Source organism: Streptomyces auratus (assembly GCF_050433025.1).
GTDB classification, from domain to species: domain Bacteria; phylum Actinomycetota; class Actinomycetes; order Streptomycetales; family Streptomycetaceae; genus Streptomyces; species Streptomyces sioyaensis.
Genome location: NZ_JBNGCB010000001.1, coordinates 1,531,768 through 1,546,666, shown reverse-complemented (window position 1 = coordinate 1,546,666; position 14,899 = coordinate 1,531,768). Strand labels below are relative to the sequence as shown.

Annotated in this window: 17 protein-coding genes; 10 read left to right on the top strand and 7 right to left on the bottom strand. The window is 73.2% G+C overall.

The features are described from left to right. Window positions 1–156: 156 nt before the first annotated feature. Entirely contained in the window at window positions 157–1,377 is a 1,221-nt protein-coding gene (locus tag BKA18_RS06580) for a PP2C family protein-serine/threonine phosphatase (RefSeq protein ID WP_366045333.1), read from the top strand. Here the strand turns inward: BKA18_RS06580 and BKA18_RS06575 are convergent. Continuing rightward, on the bottom strand, window positions 1,355–2,290 hold the full coding sequence (locus tag BKA18_RS06575; protein WP_366045332.1) for an oxidoreductase: 936 nt from the start codon (window positions 2,288–2,290) through the stop codon (window positions 1,355–1,357). The genes BKA18_RS06580 and BKA18_RS06575 overlap by 23 nt on opposite strands. Before the next feature lie 80 nt (window positions 2,291–2,370). On the opposite strand from BKA18_RS06575, the gene BKA18_RS06570 reads away from it, so the two are divergent. The 3 genes from BKA18_RS06570 (at window position 2,371) to BKA18_RS06560 (ending at window position 5,005) form a co-directional block, all read left to right on the top strand. Next, complete coding sequence (locus BKA18_RS06570; protein ID WP_006607570.1) at window positions 2,371–2,964, top strand: TetR/AcrR family transcriptional regulator; 594 nt, start codon at window positions 2,371–2,373, stop codon at window positions 2,962–2,964. A gap of 124 nt (window positions 2,965–3,088) precedes the next feature. Next, a complete protein-coding gene (locus BKA18_RS06565) occupies window positions 3,089–4,426 on the top strand; it encodes an NsdA family TPR-like regulatory protein (protein ID WP_006607569.1) in 1,338 nt (445 codons plus the stop codon). 48 nt (window positions 4,427–4,474) lie between these two features. Further along, window positions 4,475–5,005, top strand: a complete 531-nt coding sequence (locus BKA18_RS06560; RefSeq protein ID WP_366045331.1) for an NUDIX domain-containing protein — start codon at window positions 4,475–4,477, stop codon at window positions 5,003–5,005. 31 nt (window positions 5,006–5,036) lie between these two features. Here the strand turns inward: BKA18_RS06560 and BKA18_RS06555 are convergent, their stop codons facing one another. Then, window positions 5,037–5,294, bottom strand: a complete 258-nt coding sequence (locus BKA18_RS06555; RefSeq protein WP_006607567.1) for a hypothetical protein — start codon at window positions 5,292–5,294, stop codon at window positions 5,037–5,039. A 334-nt stretch (window positions 5,295–5,628) separates the two neighbouring features. Then, window positions 5,629–6,498, bottom strand: coding sequence for a 3-hydroxybutyryl-CoA dehydrogenase (locus BKA18_RS06550; protein ID WP_147249340.1), 870 nt, complete (start codon window positions 6,496–6,498; stop codon window positions 5,629–5,631). Window positions 6,499–6,657: 159 nt separating this feature from the next. Between BKA18_RS06550 and BKA18_RS06545 the strand changes: the two genes are divergently transcribed. Next, a complete protein-coding gene (locus BKA18_RS06545; RefSeq protein WP_366045330.1) occupies window positions 6,658–7,890 on the top strand; it encodes a glycoside hydrolase family 10-like protein in 1,233 nt (410 codons plus the stop codon). An 84-nt stretch (window positions 7,891–7,974) separates the two neighbouring features. Here BKA18_RS06545 and BKA18_RS06540 read toward each other — a convergent pair whose 3' ends face one another. Then, window positions 7,975–8,184, bottom strand: coding sequence for a DUF1918 domain-containing protein (locus BKA18_RS06540; protein ID WP_006607564.1), 210 nt, complete (start codon window positions 8,182–8,184; stop codon window positions 7,975–7,977). Window positions 8,185–8,439: 255 nt separating this feature from the next. Then, a complete protein-coding gene (locus BKA18_RS06535) occupies window positions 8,440–9,474 on the bottom strand; it encodes a DMT family transporter (RefSeq protein WP_366045329.1) in 1,035 nt (344 codons plus the stop codon). Here BKA18_RS06535 and BKA18_RS06530 point away from each other — a divergent pair. The 5 genes from BKA18_RS06530 to BKA18_RS06510 all read left to right on the top strand — a co-directional run bounded on the left by BKA18_RS06530 (window position 9,473) and on the right by BKA18_RS06510 (window position 13,509). Further along, complete coding sequence (locus BKA18_RS06530; RefSeq protein ID WP_366045328.1) at window positions 9,473–10,966, top strand: aminotransferase-like domain-containing protein; 1,494 nt, start codon at window positions 9,473–9,475, stop codon at window positions 10,964–10,966. The genes BKA18_RS06535 and BKA18_RS06530 overlap by 2 nt on opposite strands. A 109-nt stretch (window positions 10,967–11,075) precedes the next feature. Beyond that, window positions 11,076–11,528 carry a GNAT family N-acetyltransferase gene (locus BKA18_RS06525; protein ID WP_366045327.1) on the top strand — a complete coding sequence of 151 codons (453 nt, stop codon included), beginning with the start codon at window positions 11,076–11,078 and terminating at the stop codon, window positions 11,526–11,528. Between the two features lie 43 nt (window positions 11,529–11,571). Further along, entirely contained in the window at window positions 11,572–12,141 is a 570-nt protein-coding gene (locus tag BKA18_RS06520) for a histidine phosphatase family protein (RefSeq protein ID WP_366045326.1), read from the top strand. Window positions 12,142–12,433: 292 nt separating this feature from the next. Next, entirely contained in the window at window positions 12,434–13,141 is a 708-nt protein-coding gene (locus BKA18_RS06515; protein ID WP_366045325.1) for a hypothetical protein, read from the top strand. A gap of 5 nt (window positions 13,142–13,146) precedes the next feature. Then, window positions 13,147–13,509 carry a DUF4333 domain-containing protein gene (locus BKA18_RS06510; protein ID WP_366045324.1) on the top strand — a complete coding sequence of 121 codons (363 nt, stop codon included), beginning with the start codon at window positions 13,147–13,149 and terminating at the stop codon, window positions 13,507–13,509. A 24-nt stretch (window positions 13,510–13,533) separates the two neighbouring features. Here the strand turns inward: BKA18_RS06510 and BKA18_RS06505 are convergent, their stop codons facing one another. Beyond that, on the bottom strand, window positions 13,534–13,986 hold the full coding sequence (locus tag BKA18_RS06505; protein WP_366045323.1) for a YybH family protein: 453 nt from the start codon (window positions 13,984–13,986) through the stop codon (window positions 13,534–13,536). A gap of 117 nt (window positions 13,987–14,103) precedes the next feature. After that, on the bottom strand, window positions 14,104–14,853 hold the full coding sequence (locus BKA18_RS06500) for a helix-turn-helix transcriptional regulator (RefSeq protein WP_366045322.1): 750 nt from the start codon (window positions 14,851–14,853) through the stop codon (window positions 14,104–14,106). Between the last annotated feature and the right edge of the window lie 46 nt (window positions 14,854–14,899).

Genomic DNA, 14,899 nt, shown 5'->3' with positions numbered 1-14,899 from the left:
CAGATCCGTACACGATCACCCAATCGGGTGATTATGTACGCATCGTCGTCGGGTGGACACGGAACGTCGCCAGAATCGGTCGGGTCCGTGCGGCCCGTGTGACCGCGGCCGTGGGCCGCACCAACCCGCTCAACGCCTGCTAGGGGGACCATCGGCATGATCCCAACCTGGGCGAGGGGCGGAGTGCGCGCCGGTGCGGCACACGCCCGGCGCGCCTTCGTCTTCGTGCTGCCCGGCCTCTGGGTGCTCGGGGTGGTGGCCTGGGAGCTGTGCCGCCCGACCAGCGGTCAGCTGCTGCAACTCCTCGCGGCCGCGCCGGCCATCGCCTGTGCGGGCACCGGTCGCCGGCAGTGCGTCCTGCTCGGCGGGGTGTGCGCACTGCTCGCGCTGGTGCCGTTCGGCACGGTCGAGCCGGGGACCGGTCTCGGCACCCGCATGATGACCTGTGGTGCGATCCTCGCGGTGATCGGCGCCAGCTATCTGACGGCCGGCCGGCGGCTGCGGCTCGTACGGGAGCTGGAACGGACCCGGGAGATCGCCGCCGCCGCCCAGCGGGTGGTGCTGCGGCCGCTGCCGCGGCGGATCGACGGGGTGCTGCTGGCGGCCGACCATCTCTCCGCGAGCGAGGGGGCCGAGGTCGGCGGGGATCTGTACGAGGTCGTGGGGACCCGGCACGGCGTACGGGCGGTGATCGGGGATGTGCGCGGGCACGGGCTGGAGGCCATAGGCACGGTCGCCGCGATGCTCGGCAGCTTTCGCGAAGTGGTGCACGACGAGCCCGAACTCGGCGATGTGCTGCGGCGGTTGGAGCGGTCGCACCAGCGGCATCTGCGCGAGCGGGCGGGGGAGGGGCAGCCGATGGGCGGCGGCGGGGAGTCGGTGGGGCGGCTCGCGGAGGAGTTCGTGACCCTGCTGCTTCTTCAGGTGGCGCGGGACGGCTCCGTCACGGCGCTGAACTGCGGGCATCCGTGGCCGTACCGCGTCGCCTGCCAGACGGTCGCCCCGGTCGCGCCGGCCGAGCCGATGCCGCCGCTGGGGCTGTTTCCGCTGCCCGAGGAGCTGTCCGCGGTGCGGTGCGGGCGGCTGCGGCCCGGCGAGGGGTTGTTTCTGCACACCGACGGCGCGGCCGATGCGCGGGATGCGGCGGGGGAGTTCTTTCCGCTGGCGCAGGAGCTGCGCAGCAGCGTCGAGGCGGCCGCGGCGCCGTGCGGACCCTCGCCGGCGGGGGTGGTCGGGGAGGTCCGGGAGGCGCTGCTGCGGCGTGCGGGCGGGCGCCTCACCGACGACGTCGCGTTATTGATGCTGAGCAACGACCGGGTGCGGGTGCCGGCCCAGTCGGCCGGCACCCCGCCTCCTAGCGTGCGGCTTCCGCGGTGACCTGCCGGCCGCTCAGCGGCGGGAAGGCGACACCGGTCAGTTCCTCGGACGCCTGCCACAGACGGGCGGCGCTCTCCGGGTCGCTGGCCGCGGCGGTCCTGCCGACCATCGCCGGTGCGCCGCGCATCTCGGCGAGCCCGTCGGGGCCGAGGTAGGAGGCGCCGGGCAGGTCCTGGGTGGCGGCGTAGAGGGTGGGGAGCGCACCGGCCTTGTTGTCCTGGGCGACCACGCGGTTGCCCACCTGCATCACCGCGCGCCGCAGCGGGCTGGCATCGGCGCCCTGCAGGTTGGTGGCGGCCCAGCCCGGGTGCGCGGCCAGGGCCCGCACCGGCGATCCCGCGGCGGTCAGACGGCGTTGCAGCTCCAGGGTGAACAGCAGGTTGGCCAGCTTGGACTGGCTGTAGGCGGTGACGGGGCGGTACTCGTCGGTGAGGTTCAGGTTGTCGAAGTGGATGCGGGTGCCGGGCAGTCGGTGGGCCCCGGACGCCACGGTCACCACGCGGTCGGTGACGTACGGCAGCAGCAGGTTGGTCAGCGCGAAGTGGCCGAGGTGGTTGGTGCCGAACTGCGTCTCGAAGCCGTCCTTGGTCCGGGACTCCGGGATGTTCATGACGCCGGCGTTGTTGATCAGCAGATCGAGCGGGTCCTGCCAGCCGGCGGCGAAGGCGCGTATGGAGGCGAGGTCGGCCAGGTCGAGGCGGCGGACCTCGACGCTGCCCCTGGCGCCCCGCACGGTCTCGGCCGCGGCCTCGCCGCGTCCGGTGTCCCGTACGGCGAGCACGACATGGGCACCCGCCCGGGCGAGGGCGTCGACGGTGGCGATGCCGAGTCCGCTGTTGGCGCCGGTCACCACGGCGGTGCGGCCGGTCTGGTCGGGGAGGTCGGTCGAGTTCCACTTCGGGGTGTGAGCCATGCCGCCAATGTAGGCAACGCCAACAATGATGTCAATGCCAACAATGTAGCCAGTGAATACATGGGAGATAGGATGGCGGGATGCACACTCGTCGTTACCACCACGGAGACCTGCGCGCCGCGCTGCTCACCCGCGCCGAGCAGACGCTCCGCGAGAAGGGACCGGGCGCACTGTCCCTGCGGGAACTGGCCCGCGACCTCGGCGTCAGCCATGCCGCGCCGAGCCGGCACTTCAAGGACAAGCAGGCGCTGCTCGACGCGCTGGCGCTGGCCGGTTTCGAGCGGCTGGACGAGGCCCTGACCGCGTCCCGGGAAGCGGCGGGCGAGGAGTTCGCCGACCGGCTCCGCGGGCTCGTCCGCGCCTATGTGGACTTCGCCCTCGCCAACGCCGAGCTGCTCGACCTGATGTACACGGTCAAGCACGATCCGGCGGCGTCCGAGGCGCTGATCGCGGCCGGCCAGCGGCTGGCCGCGATGGCGGGGGAGCTGGTCGCGGAGGGCCAGCGCAGCGGTGAGGTGCGGGAGGGGCCCGTCGACAGCATCGCGATGCCGGTGTTCACCACCCTGCACGGCTTCGCCAGTTTCGCGGTGAGCGGCGTGCTCTCGGCCGACGATGTCGCCTCCGGCCTCGATGCGGTGTTCGCGTACATACTGCGGGGCTGCGCCCCGAGTTGAGCCGCCGTCACCCTTCACACCCCGTGTGAGGGGCGCTTCACTACGCTCAACTGACGGAGTGGTGAAGTCGACAAGGCCATGAGCTGATGGCCCGTGGGCGGGCCCGGCTCACCAGGAGGCCGGTATGGAGCCCAACACCCTGCTCGACGCGATTCTCGACGAGTCCGGCATCTCGCACGCCGGGCTCGCCGCGCGCATCAACCAGCTCGGCCGGTGCCGCGGTCTGGCACTGCGGTACGAACACACCGCGGTGGCCCGGTGGCTGAAGGGCCAGCGGCCGCGCGGGCAGGTTCCGGACCTCATCTGCGAGATCCTCGGCGAACGGCTGCACCGGCCGGTCGGGCTGGACGACATCGGGCTGAGCGGACCGGGTGACCGGCGCAGCGCGGACACCCCGCTCTCCGGTTTCGTCGAGCGGGCCACCGCACTGTGGCGGTCCGACGAGCAGCAGCGGCCGCACATCCTCGACGCGCCCGCGCTGACCGGCACCTCGGCGGTCATCCCCGTATGGGAGTGGGAGAACCCTCCCGAGGACTCCGATGTGTCCCGCGACGGGCTGACGCGCGTCGGCATGGCCGACATCGAGATGCTGCGCGCCGCGCGGACGCACTACGAGACGATGTACCGGAAGGCGGGTGGTATCGCTACCAGAGCACGCATCGTGGGATTCCTCAACGCCGAGGCGGCGCCGCTGCTGCGGGGCAGCTACAGCGATGCGACGGGGCGTCAGCTCCACCGGGCGACCGGCGGACTGGTCGCGGTCGCCGGCATCTGTGCGTACGACTCGGACTCGCTCGGGCTGGCCCAGCGCTACTTCCATCAGGCGCTGCGGCTGGCCAAGGCCAGCGGGGACCGCGGCCTCGGCGCGTACGTCATCGCGCTGCTGGTCAACCAGTCCCTCTTCGTACGGGAATACCGCCAGGCGGTCGCCTTCGCGGAGGCGGCGCTGCGGGCCGCGGGCCCGCAGATCACCCCGGCGCTCGCCGCGGACCTCTACGCGATGCAGGCCAAGTCCTACGCCCGGCTCGGCGACGGCGCCAGCGCGCTGTCGTGCATCCGGCGTGCGGAGGCGGCCGCGGAGCGCATCCGGCCCGGGCAGGAGCCGGCCGAGACGGGCTATGTCCAGCCCGGCCTGGTGAACGTACAGGTGGCGGAGGCGCTGCTGAGCCTCGGGGACCTGCGGGCCGCCCGGGAGCAGGCGGACGCCGCCGTCGACACCCCCGCACACGACCGCGGCCGGGTCCACCGGCTGGCCATGCTCACCCATATCGAGCTGCGCCAAGGTGATGCGGACCGGGCCGTGGCCGATGCCGCGCAGATGACGGAGCAGGCTCGGGGCATGGAGTCGCAACGGCTGCGGGACCGGCTGCGGGCGGTGCGCGAGCATCTGGCCAGGACCGGGAGCTCCGCGACGGACGAGGCTGCCGATCTCATCGACGAGGTGCTGCGCGTTCCGCTGTGACCGGGCTCGTGTCACCTTGCCGGCCAAACAGCGGAAGGTGGCAGTTACGTGCGTTGGAACAAGCTCAGCGAAAAGCCCGTCTATGCGAATCCCTGGTTCCGGGTCCAACTGGCCGATGTGGAGCTGCCGGACGGCCGTCACCTGGATCACTATCTGATCCGGATGCGGCCCGTCGCCGTGGCCACCGTGGTCAATGAGGCCAACGAGGTGCTGCTGTTGTGGCGGCACCGTTTCATCACCGACACCTGGGGCTGGGAGCTGGCCGCCGGGGTCGTCGAGGACGGCGAGGACATCGCGGCGGCGGCCGCCCGGGAGATGGAGGAGGAGACCGGGTGGCGCCCGGGGCCCCTCCACCATCTCCTCACGGTGGAGCCGTCCAACGGCCTCACCGATGCGCGGCACCACATCTACTGGTCCGACCGGGCCGAGTACGCCGGTCCGCCCCAGGACGGGTTCGAGTCCGAGCGGCGGGAGTGGGTGTCGTTGAAGCTGGTGCCCGACATGGTGGCGCGAGGGGAGGTGCCGGCCGCCAACATGGCCGCCGCATTGCTGATGCTGCATCACATCCGGCTGGGCTGACCGGTACCGGCCGGTGACCGCGGCCGGCGGTTCACCGGCCCATGGCCTGCCACACCGCCACCGCCAGCGCCGCGAGCCCCGTGAGTGCGGCGAGCGAGGGCAGTGGCCAGCGGGCGCTCTCCAGCTGCGTGACGCGGACCTGCAGTTCGTCCGCGTCACGCGTCTGCTGCTCGGAGCGCTGGGCCAGCAGCGCGAGTTGACCGTCGACCCGGGCGATGCCGACGTCGTGCAGACGTCTCAACTCGGCTAAGTCGGCGATCACCGGATCGGTTCGGGGGTGGGCGGTCACGGTCCGCTCCTCATTCCTTCGTGTCGCGAGTTCGTAGTCCATACGGATAACAGTCAACTGCGCTGGGGCGACGGGCGGGAGCGTGTGCGGCGGGGAGATGTTTGTCCGTGTTTCACACCCCGTGTGAAGTGACACGGGGTGACGGGCGGCGTGGCGCATTCGTACGGGGTGTGAATCGCGCACCCCGACCGGGGCGGTTCACACGCTCCCGCTCGCGCCCGCAGGGGAGTTGACTCGAAGGTGCCACGGGGGCCGACGCCGGCGGACGGGCGCCCGCCGGCCCGGGGTCCGCCCGCCGGTTTTCCCCCGAGCGGCGGGCGGACGCATCTCGGGCTCAGTACGAGTAGAAGCCCGAACCGGACTTACGGCCCAGCCGGCCCGCGTCGACCATCCGCGCGAGCAGCGGGGGAGCGGCGTACAGGGGCTCCTTGTACTCCTCGTACATCGAGGCGGCGACCGAGGCCACCGTGTCCAGGCCGATGAGGTCGGTCAGCTTGAGCGGGCCCATCGGGTGGGCGCAGCCCATCTCCATGCCGTTGTCGATGTCCTCGCGGCTGGCGATGCCCGACTCGAACATCCGGATCGCGGAGAGCAGATACGGGATGAGCAGGGCGTTGACGACGAAGCCCGAGCGGTCCTGGGCGCGGATCGCATGCTTGCCCAGGACGTCCTGGACCAGCGCCTCGGCGCGCTTGATGGTCTCCTCGCCGGTGGTCAGGGCGGGGATCAGCTCGACCAGCTTCTGGACCGGCGCCGGGTTGAAGAAGTGGATCCCGATGACCTGGTCGGGGCGGGAGGTGGCGACCGCCAGCTTCACCAGGGGGATCGAGGAGGTGTTGGAGGCCAGGATGGCGTCCGGCCGGGTGATCACCTGGTCGAGGATCTGGAAGATCTCGGTCTTGACCTGCTCGTTCTCCACCACGGCCTCGATGACGAGGTCACGGTCGGCGAATTCGCCGAGGTCGGTGGTGAAGCTGAGCCGGCCGAGCGTCGCGTCGCGCTCGGCGGTCGTGATCTTGCCGCGCTCGGCGGCCTTGCCGAGAGAGTTGGTCAGGCGGGTGCGCCCCAGCTCCAGCGCTTCGCCGGTGGTCTCGGCGACCATGACGTCCAGCCCGGCGCGGGCGCACACCTCGGCGATGCCTGCGCCCATCTGGCCGCAGCCGACCACTCCGACGCGTGCAATGTCGGCAAATGTGTCCGTCACCTCGTGCCTTTCGCTGATCTTCAGGAACCGGCGGTGCGCCGTAAGGTGCGACGCCCGCTTTCGGCCCCGACGTTACTCCGCGAGGTGCTGTGCTAAGGGCCCCGGGGCGGGCATTCTGAGCCCTCAACACGGGACGAACCAGACACTTGGGGACTTTTGATGAGTCGGATGACACGAAGAGGATTCGCGGTGACCGCACTGGGTGCGGCCTCCTCCCTGCTCACCGCGGGGGCGGCGGCACCCGCGGCCGGCGCGCCCCGGCGCGAGATGCGCGGCATGTGGCTGGCGACCGTCGCCAACCTCGACTGGCCCTCCAGCGCACGGCTCACGCCGGCCGCCCAGCAGCGCGAGCTGCGCGCCCTCCTCGACACCGCCGTCGCACGCAAGCTCAACACGGTGTTCTTCCAGGTGCGCCCCACCGCGGACGCCCTGTGGCCCTCCCCGTACGAGCCGTGGGCGCAGTATCTGACCGGGCAACAGGGCCGCGACCCGGGCTGGGACCCGCTCGACTTCGCCGTCCGCGAGGCGCACCGGCGCGATCTGGAACTGCATGCCTGGTGCAACCCCTACCGCGTCGCCAACCACGCCGACCCCGGCCGGCTCGTCGCGGACCACCCCGCCCGCCGGCACCCGAAGTGGGTCCTGTCGTACGGCGGCAAGCTCTACTACAACCCCGGGCTGCCGGACGTCCGCGCCTTCGTCCAGGACGCGATGCTCGACGCGGTGCGGCGCTACCCCGTCGACGGGGTGCACTTCGACGACTACTTCTATCCGTACCCGGTCGCCGGCCGGCACCTGGACGACGACGCGGCGTTCCAGGAGTACGGCAGCACCTTCGAGAGCCGGGACGCCTGGCGGCGGGACAACATCAACCGGCTGGTCCACGAGATGGCCGGCAAGCTCCGCGACGAGGGGGAGCGGGCCGGGCGCCCGGTGCGGTTCGGGGTCAGCCCGTTCGCGGTCTGGCGCAATCGCACCACCGACCAGCAGGGCTCCCGTACCCAGGCGGGGGTGCAGACCTACGACGATCTGTACGCCGACACCCGCCGCTGGGTGCGCGAGGGCTGGCTGGACTACATCGTGCCGCAGGTCTACTGGCCGCTGGGCACCAAGGCCGCCGACTACGCCGAACTCGTGCCCTGGTGGGCGCGGACCGTCGACGGCACCGGAGTCGACCTCTACATCGGCGAGGCACTCTACAAGGCGGGCGAGACCGAGCCCGTCGCCTGGAAGGACCCGGCCGAGATCTCCCGCCATCTCACCTTCGCCCGCGGCTATCCGCAGGTCGGCGGCCATGTCTACTTCTCGGCGAAGGTGGTCGCCAAGGATCCGTCCGGCGCCATGGCGCGGGTCGTACGCGACCACTACGGGAGCGCGACGGCACGGGCCTAACCGCCGCCGGGGGCGCAGTGCGGACCGGCCGCACGGGCCTTGGCCGTGCGGCCGATGTGCCGGCGGTCCGCGTGCGGGACCGGGTCAGCGGCCGGATTCGGTGTCGGTGGCCTTGACGTGCCGGACGACGGAGTCGGGGCCGGGGGACATGATCGCCTCATGCCCGTCCTCGCCGCGGACACGGTAGGGCGGATCGCCGTTCGTGCCGATTACCTCGATGATCTCGACGACCCGGTCGTGATGCCCGACGGTCCTGCCGTGCACCACCAGCCGGTCGCCCCTGTTCGCGTGCATCAGGGCTCCTCCCCGCCTCGGGGCGGCCGTGTGCCCGGTGCGGCCGACAGTGCGCCGGCCAACGGTTGAACGGCCAACGGTTTCAGCGGTTTACGGGCCTGTCGTGACCCGGACGGCGCTATCTGCCGTCGCCGCAAGTTTACGTCCGCAGGGGCCCGTCGCACCCGGGAAGTGCTCGCTAGTTCCCGGGAAGTGCTCGCTTGTTCCGTCCCCGCGGCCCGTCCCCGTGGCGCGTCTGTCACCCCCCCCGGGCCGTCACCCCCGGGTCCGCTGGGTGACCGCGATGCACACCAGGACGGCCAGCGCCGCGGCGGGCGCGGCCGGGGGCAGGTGCTCGCCGAGCAGCAGCACCGACCACAGCAGGGTCAGCAGCGGCTGGGCGAGCTGCAGCTGGCTCGCCCGGGAGATGCCGATCACGGCCATCCCGCGGTACCAGGCGACCATCCCGAGGAACTGCGAGCCGACCGCCAGCCACAGCACCCCGGCGACCGAGCGCGCCGTCAGCTCCAGCGGCTCGGCGGACAGTGCCAGCGCCGCGCCCGCCACCGTCACGGGCAGCGCCAGCACCAGCGCCCAGCCGATCACCTGCCAGCCCGGCATGTGGCGGGCCAGCCGGCCGCCCTCGGTGTAGCCGGCCGCGCACACCAGCAGCGCGGCGAACAGCAGCAGATCGCTGCGGTTCGGCACCCCGCCGCTCTGCTGCACCGCGAAGCCGATGACGACGACGGCGCCGACCAGTGAGGCGATCCAGAACGTACGGGAGGGCCGGGCGCCGGTCCGTACGGCCGAGCAGGCGGCGGTGGTCAGCGGCAGCAGACCGACCACGACGGCGGCGTGCGAGGTGGTGGAGGTCTCCAGGGCCAGGGTGGTCAGCAGTGGGAAGCCGAGCACGACGCCGCCCGCGACCACGGCGATGCCCGCCCAGTGGCGCCGCTCCGGCGGCCGGACCCGCAGTGCGAGGAGTGCGGCGCCGGCCGGCACGGTGGCCAGCACACTGCGCAGCATCACCACCGTCCACGGGCCCATGCCCTCAAGTCCCCAGGCGGTCGCCGGGAAGGTGAGCGAGAAGGCGGCGACGCCGAGGGCGGCGAGCAGCATGCCGCGGCCGACGGGGGTGCCGGGGGCGGTGGTAACGGCCTTCGGGGTGCCGGGAGTGGTGGCTGCGGTCTTCGGGGTGCCCGGGCCCTTGGCAGCGGCGGTCTGCGCAGTGCCCGGATCGCCGGCGGTGTGGGCGTCCGGGGTGCTGACCGCTATCCCGACGGGGGCGATAGCGCTATCGTTGTCCTTCATGCAAGAGCGTAGCAGTGGTGCCGAGCTGGCCGCGATCCTTCGCCGAGGGCTGGACCGCTACTCTCCAGGAGAGAAGCTGCCGTCCAGTCGTGCCCTCGTCGAACGGCATCGGGTCAGCCCGGTGACCGTCTCCCGGGCGCTCGCCCAGCTGGCGGCGGAGGGCCTGGTCGTCACCCGGCCCGGCGCCGGGGCCTTCCGGGCCGAACCGCGTGGCGAGGCGCCGCGTACCGTCGACACCTCCTGGCAGGAGATCGCGCTGAGCGCGGAGCCGGCCGGCGATCAGGTGCCGCGCAGCGTGGACGCCACCGGAGTACTGGCCACCCTCGCCACCCCGGCCCCCGGCGTCATCGAATTCGACGGCGGCTATCTGCACGCCGATCTGCAGCCCGAACGCGCCCTGGCCGCCGCACTCGCCCGGGCCGGCCGGCGGCCGGGTGCCTGGGGGCGTCCGCCGGTCGGCGGGGTGCCCGAGCTGCGGGCCTGGTTCGCCCGGGAGATCGCCGGCTCCGGCGGCCCGCTCAGCGCCAATGACGTGCTGGTCACCGGGGGCGGCCAGAGCGCGCTGACCGCGGCACTGCGCGCGCTCGCCGCGCCCGGCGCCCCCGTGCTCGTCGAGTCCCCGACCTACCCGGGGGTGCTGGCCGTCGCCCGCGCCTCGGGGCTGCGGCCGGTGCCCGTACCGATCGACGAGGACGGCGTCCGTACGGATCTGCTCGCCGACGCCTTCCGCGCCAGCGGTGCCCGGCTCTTCGTCTGCCAGCCGCTGTTCCAGAACCCGACCGGCGCGGTGCTCGCCGCCGAGCGGCGCCGCGAGGTGTTGCGGGTGGTCCGCGCGGCGGGCGCCTTCGTGATCGAGGACGACTTCGCGCGGCTGCTGGTCCACGCCGACGCCCCCGCGCTCCCGCCGACCCTGATGGCGGACGACCAGGACGGCACCGTCGTCCACGTCCGCTCGCTGACCAAGGCCAGTTCGCCCAATCTGCGGGTGGGGGCGCTGGCCGCCCGCGGCCCGGTCCTCGACCGGTTGCGCGCCATCCAGGTCGTCGACAGCTTCTTCGTGCCCCGGCCGCTCCAGGAAGCCGCCCTGGAACTCGTCGGCTCGCCCGCCTGGCCCCGCCATCTGCGGCTGATCGCCGGCGAGTTGACCACCCGCCGCGACGCCCTGACCACCGCACTGCACCGCGAGCTGCCCGCGTTCACCCGGCGCCGGCCGGCGCCGGGCCACGACCCCGCGCCCGGTGGTCCGTACGTCCCATCGGGCGGCTTCCATCTCTGGCTGCGGCTGCCGGACGGCACCGACGAGGCGGCGCTGACCGGTGCGGCGCTGCGGGCGGGGGTCGCGGTCGCGGCCGGCCGGCCGTATTTCGCCGCCGAGCCGCCGGCCGCGTATCTGCGGCTGAGCTTCGCGGCGGCGTCCGGCACCGGCGAGATCGCCGAGGGCGTGCGCAGGCTCCGTACGGCGTGTACGGAGCTGGGGGTGGAGGTGGGCTGAGGGCCGGGGGCCACCATGGACGTCGCGGAGCCGGGGCCGTCTCGGAGAGGGGGCGGCCCGCTCTCCCATCGGTTCGACGCCGCCCCCGCCGTTCTGCGAACCTCCCGGCATGAACGCCCCCGCCCTCGACGGCTACGAGATCTCCACCGACCCGGCCCGCCTGGACGCCGGCCTGGTCCACCACTGGCTGTCCGCGGACGCCTACTGGGCCGTGGGCCGCCCCCGGGAGCTGCACGACCGCGCCGTGGCGGGCTCGCTCAACTTCGGTCTGTACGCGTCCGGTTCGGGCCGTCAGGCCGGCTACGCCCGGGTGGTCACCGACCACGCCACCTTCGCCTGGCTCTGCGACGTCTACATCTGCCGGGACGACCGTGGCAAGGGGCTGGGCACGGCCCTGGTCGAGGCCGTCGCCGACCACCTGGCGCCCAGCGGCCTCAGCCGGCTGACGCTCGCCACCCAGGACGCCCACGGGGTGTACGAGAAGATCGGCTTCCGCCCCCTGGTGTCGCCGGAGCAGTGGATGACCTTGGGGCTGATCGACCCGGGTCCTGTCGAATTGTGATCAACCGGTGTCACCGGGGCGGCATGGCTCTTACCATCGGCGAATGAGCGTTCGACTCAAGCTGCTCGCCGCCGCCCGCAACTCCTCCCTGCTCGAAACGCGGTTCGACGACGACCGCCCGCTCGACGCCGCCGGGTGGTACGAGGCCGAGCGGGCCGCCCCCGCCCTGTGCCGGCTCGCCGCCGCCGAACTGCGCTACTGCTCGCCGTCCGCCCGCTGCCGGGAGACCGGCGAGGCGCTCGGGCTGCGCCCGCTGGCCCAGCCGGCGCTGCGCGACTGCGACATGGGGCGCTGGCGCGGCCGCACGCTGGGCGAGGTGACCGCCGCCGAACCGCGCGCGGTGGAGGCCTGGCTGGGTGATCCGCGCTCCGCACCGCACGGCGGGGAGTCGCTGCCCGCGTTCATCTCCCGGGTCGGCGGCTGGCTGGACACCCGGCCGGCCGACGACGCCGCCGGACTGCTCGCGGTCGCCGAACCCGGCGTCGTCCGCGCCGCCCTGGTCTATGTGCTCCAGGCGCCCCCGCACGCGTTCTGGCGGATCGATGTGCAGCCGCTGTCGGTGACCACCTTCACCAGCCGGTCCGGCGGCTGGGACCTCCAGCTGGAGACCTGAACAGCCGCCCGGGCACCAGCGCAATGAGGCAGCCAGGCCAGGGCCCGGCCCTGACCCATCGGACAGGCCCTGAGGAGCCGACGAGGCATCCTCGCGCGGTGTGAGGTGCACGTCCCGGTCCGTACCGGCGCACCACCCGGAAAGCCCATCCCGCGCGCTCCGCCGTCCGGGGCCTACGCACCCGTCTGACCTGCGGGAACACTGAGCGCCGGGAGGGGTTCCCGGGCAGTACGCCCCCGGTGCGGCACCCGATCGAGGTGCGCGGCGGGTGACCGGGCGCTTGTCTCGGGTTATGCACATACGCCACATATCCCTGTACACCCTGGGGGCCGGTGCCCTGCTGGCGACCGTCCTGCTCGTCGGCGACGGCGACGGTGCGGACGGCGCCACCGAGGCCGTCAGCGGGGCGGTGAGCGACGCCGTCAACGAGGCCGCTCCCGCCGCCCAGGACACCGCCGGGACGGTGGTCGTACAGCCCGACCCGGTGGCACCGGGCAACGCCTTCTCCGTCCACGACGGCGGCAGCTGCCGGGGCGAATCCGCCACGGCGGCCTTCGGCGACGCGGACATCCCCACGATGCAGCTGCCCGGCCGGAGCGGCCGGACCGAGGGCACCGCGATCCTCCCGGAGGGCACGGCGCCCGGCTCGTACACGGTCACCCTCACCTGCGGCGGCACCTCCGGCGCCCGAACCGGTGCCCTGGCATCCGGCCGGGACGGCGACGAGGACCACGGCGCGGGGGACGGCACCGAAGAGGGCGACGGGGACGCCGGCGGGCGCGGCAAGGAATCCGGCGACGGCGGGAAGACCCTCACCGGCACCATGATCGTCTCCGGCGGCGCCGACGGCACCGTCCCCCTGGGCGGCGCCGACACCGGCCTCGGCGGCGCGGCCGGTACCGGCCGGACGGCCACGACGGCCGGCGGCCTGCTGCTGACGGCCGCGGCCGGCTGGGGCGCCCTCGCCCGCCGCCGGGGCACCCGCGGCACCGGGAGCTGACGGCGGTGGACCACCATCCCATCCGGCGCGGCCTTTTCATCGGCCTCCTCGCGGCCCTCGTCACGGCGGGCGCGCTGGCGTTCGCCGCCGCCCGGCTCCGCGACCGCGAGGCCACCAGCGAGGTCGACGACGGCACCCACACCGTGCTGCGCACCGAGATCGCCAGAGCGATCAGCGGCCAGCTCACCCTGCCGTTCCGCAGCGGGCCCGACGCGGTGCACTGCTTCGGCGACCTGCGGCCCGTGCCGTACGACGCGGTGCGCTGCACGGCGCACTTCCCCATCGGACGGGACCGCCACCTGACCGTCGAAGTCACCCGGGTCCGCCACAACAAGGTCACCTACCGGCGCCACTCCCTGCCCCGCTGAACGCGCCGCGTCCGTCCCGTCCCGCTACGGCGTCAGATCCAGCGCGGCCAGCCCCGATCCGTCCATCAGGAACGGCACCGAGTCATGCGCATGCGTGATCTTCCAGGTGCCGTCGATCCTGCGGAGCCCTACGGTGGCCCGGCTCCACAGTTCCACCTCGAAGCCGTCCGTCTTCGTCCCGCGCATCCGGTTGATGCTGTGGCCGAACGCGACATCGTCGCCGACCGTGATCTCCAGCTGGGTCAGCGTCACCTCGATCGGTCCCCGCCAGGTCGCGTACCAGGCCTCGACGGCCCGCTGGTCGAGCGCCTGCGGTCCCTTGTACTGGAGCGGCGGCGCCAGGCTGAACTCCACGATGTCCGGTGCACAGTGCGACAGAAACCGCCGGGCGTCCCGCGCCGTCGTGGCGGCCGCCCGGTCATGAAGCACCTCCCGGATCCGCGCCTCGTCCGCCTTCCGTTCGATGTCGGTCGTCATGAGGTCCTCCGTAAGTTGTCAGGTGGCCCGGGAGGGCCGGATGTGCCGTGCAACGGGTGGACGCCGACGGCCACGGAAACTCATCGGTGCGGGCCGTCCGGGCGCCGGGCTCCCGGCCTACGGCGCGGGCCGCCCCGCCGCCGGGCCGCGGGTCAGCCAGGCGTTCGCCGCCTCGACCCGGCCGCCGACCCGGAGCTTTGCGTAGGCGTGCTCCAGGTGCTTGTCGACGGTGCGCGGGCTGATCGCCAGCCGGTGGGCGATCTGCTGGTTCGTCAGGCCCCGGGCGAGCAGGGCGAGGACGGCGGATTCACGGCGGGTGACGGGGGACGCCACGGGCGCCGGCGGGGCGAGCCGGCCGAGGACGTGGCCGAGCCGGGTGCGCAGCAGGGCGGCGGCCGCCACATCGTCGTCGGAGAAGTCGCTGGTCCTGCGGCTGAACGCCACACACACCTTCCGCGGCACCCCGTCCGCATGGCCCGCGGGGAACGACATCGCCAGCTGATGCTCGCTGCCGCACGGCCGGTAGACGTCCGTGTAGGCGGCGAGGGCATGGAATTCGTCGGGGGTCTGCAGGGTGGAGCGGCGCATCGGGGTGCCCGGGCCCAGGGTGGTGTGGGCGACGAGGGCGTCGGCGGCCGACTCGCGGGCGAACGCCTCGCGGATGTCGTCGGTCAGCAGGCCGGGGGGCAGGGTGCGCGGGGGGTCGGCGGAGCCGGCGTGGGGGGACCAGACGATGCTGTCGCCGGGCACGGCGGCGAGCAACAACGGCAGCAAGGCCGGAACGAGGGACTCCTCGTCGACGGCATCGCCCAAGAGGTCTACGACGGCGAGAATGCGCCGCAGGCCGGCCTCCGCGGCCGCGCTCATACGTCCAGCGTGCCGAGGGGGCAGGGGCCGGTCAAGCGAGAGCGGG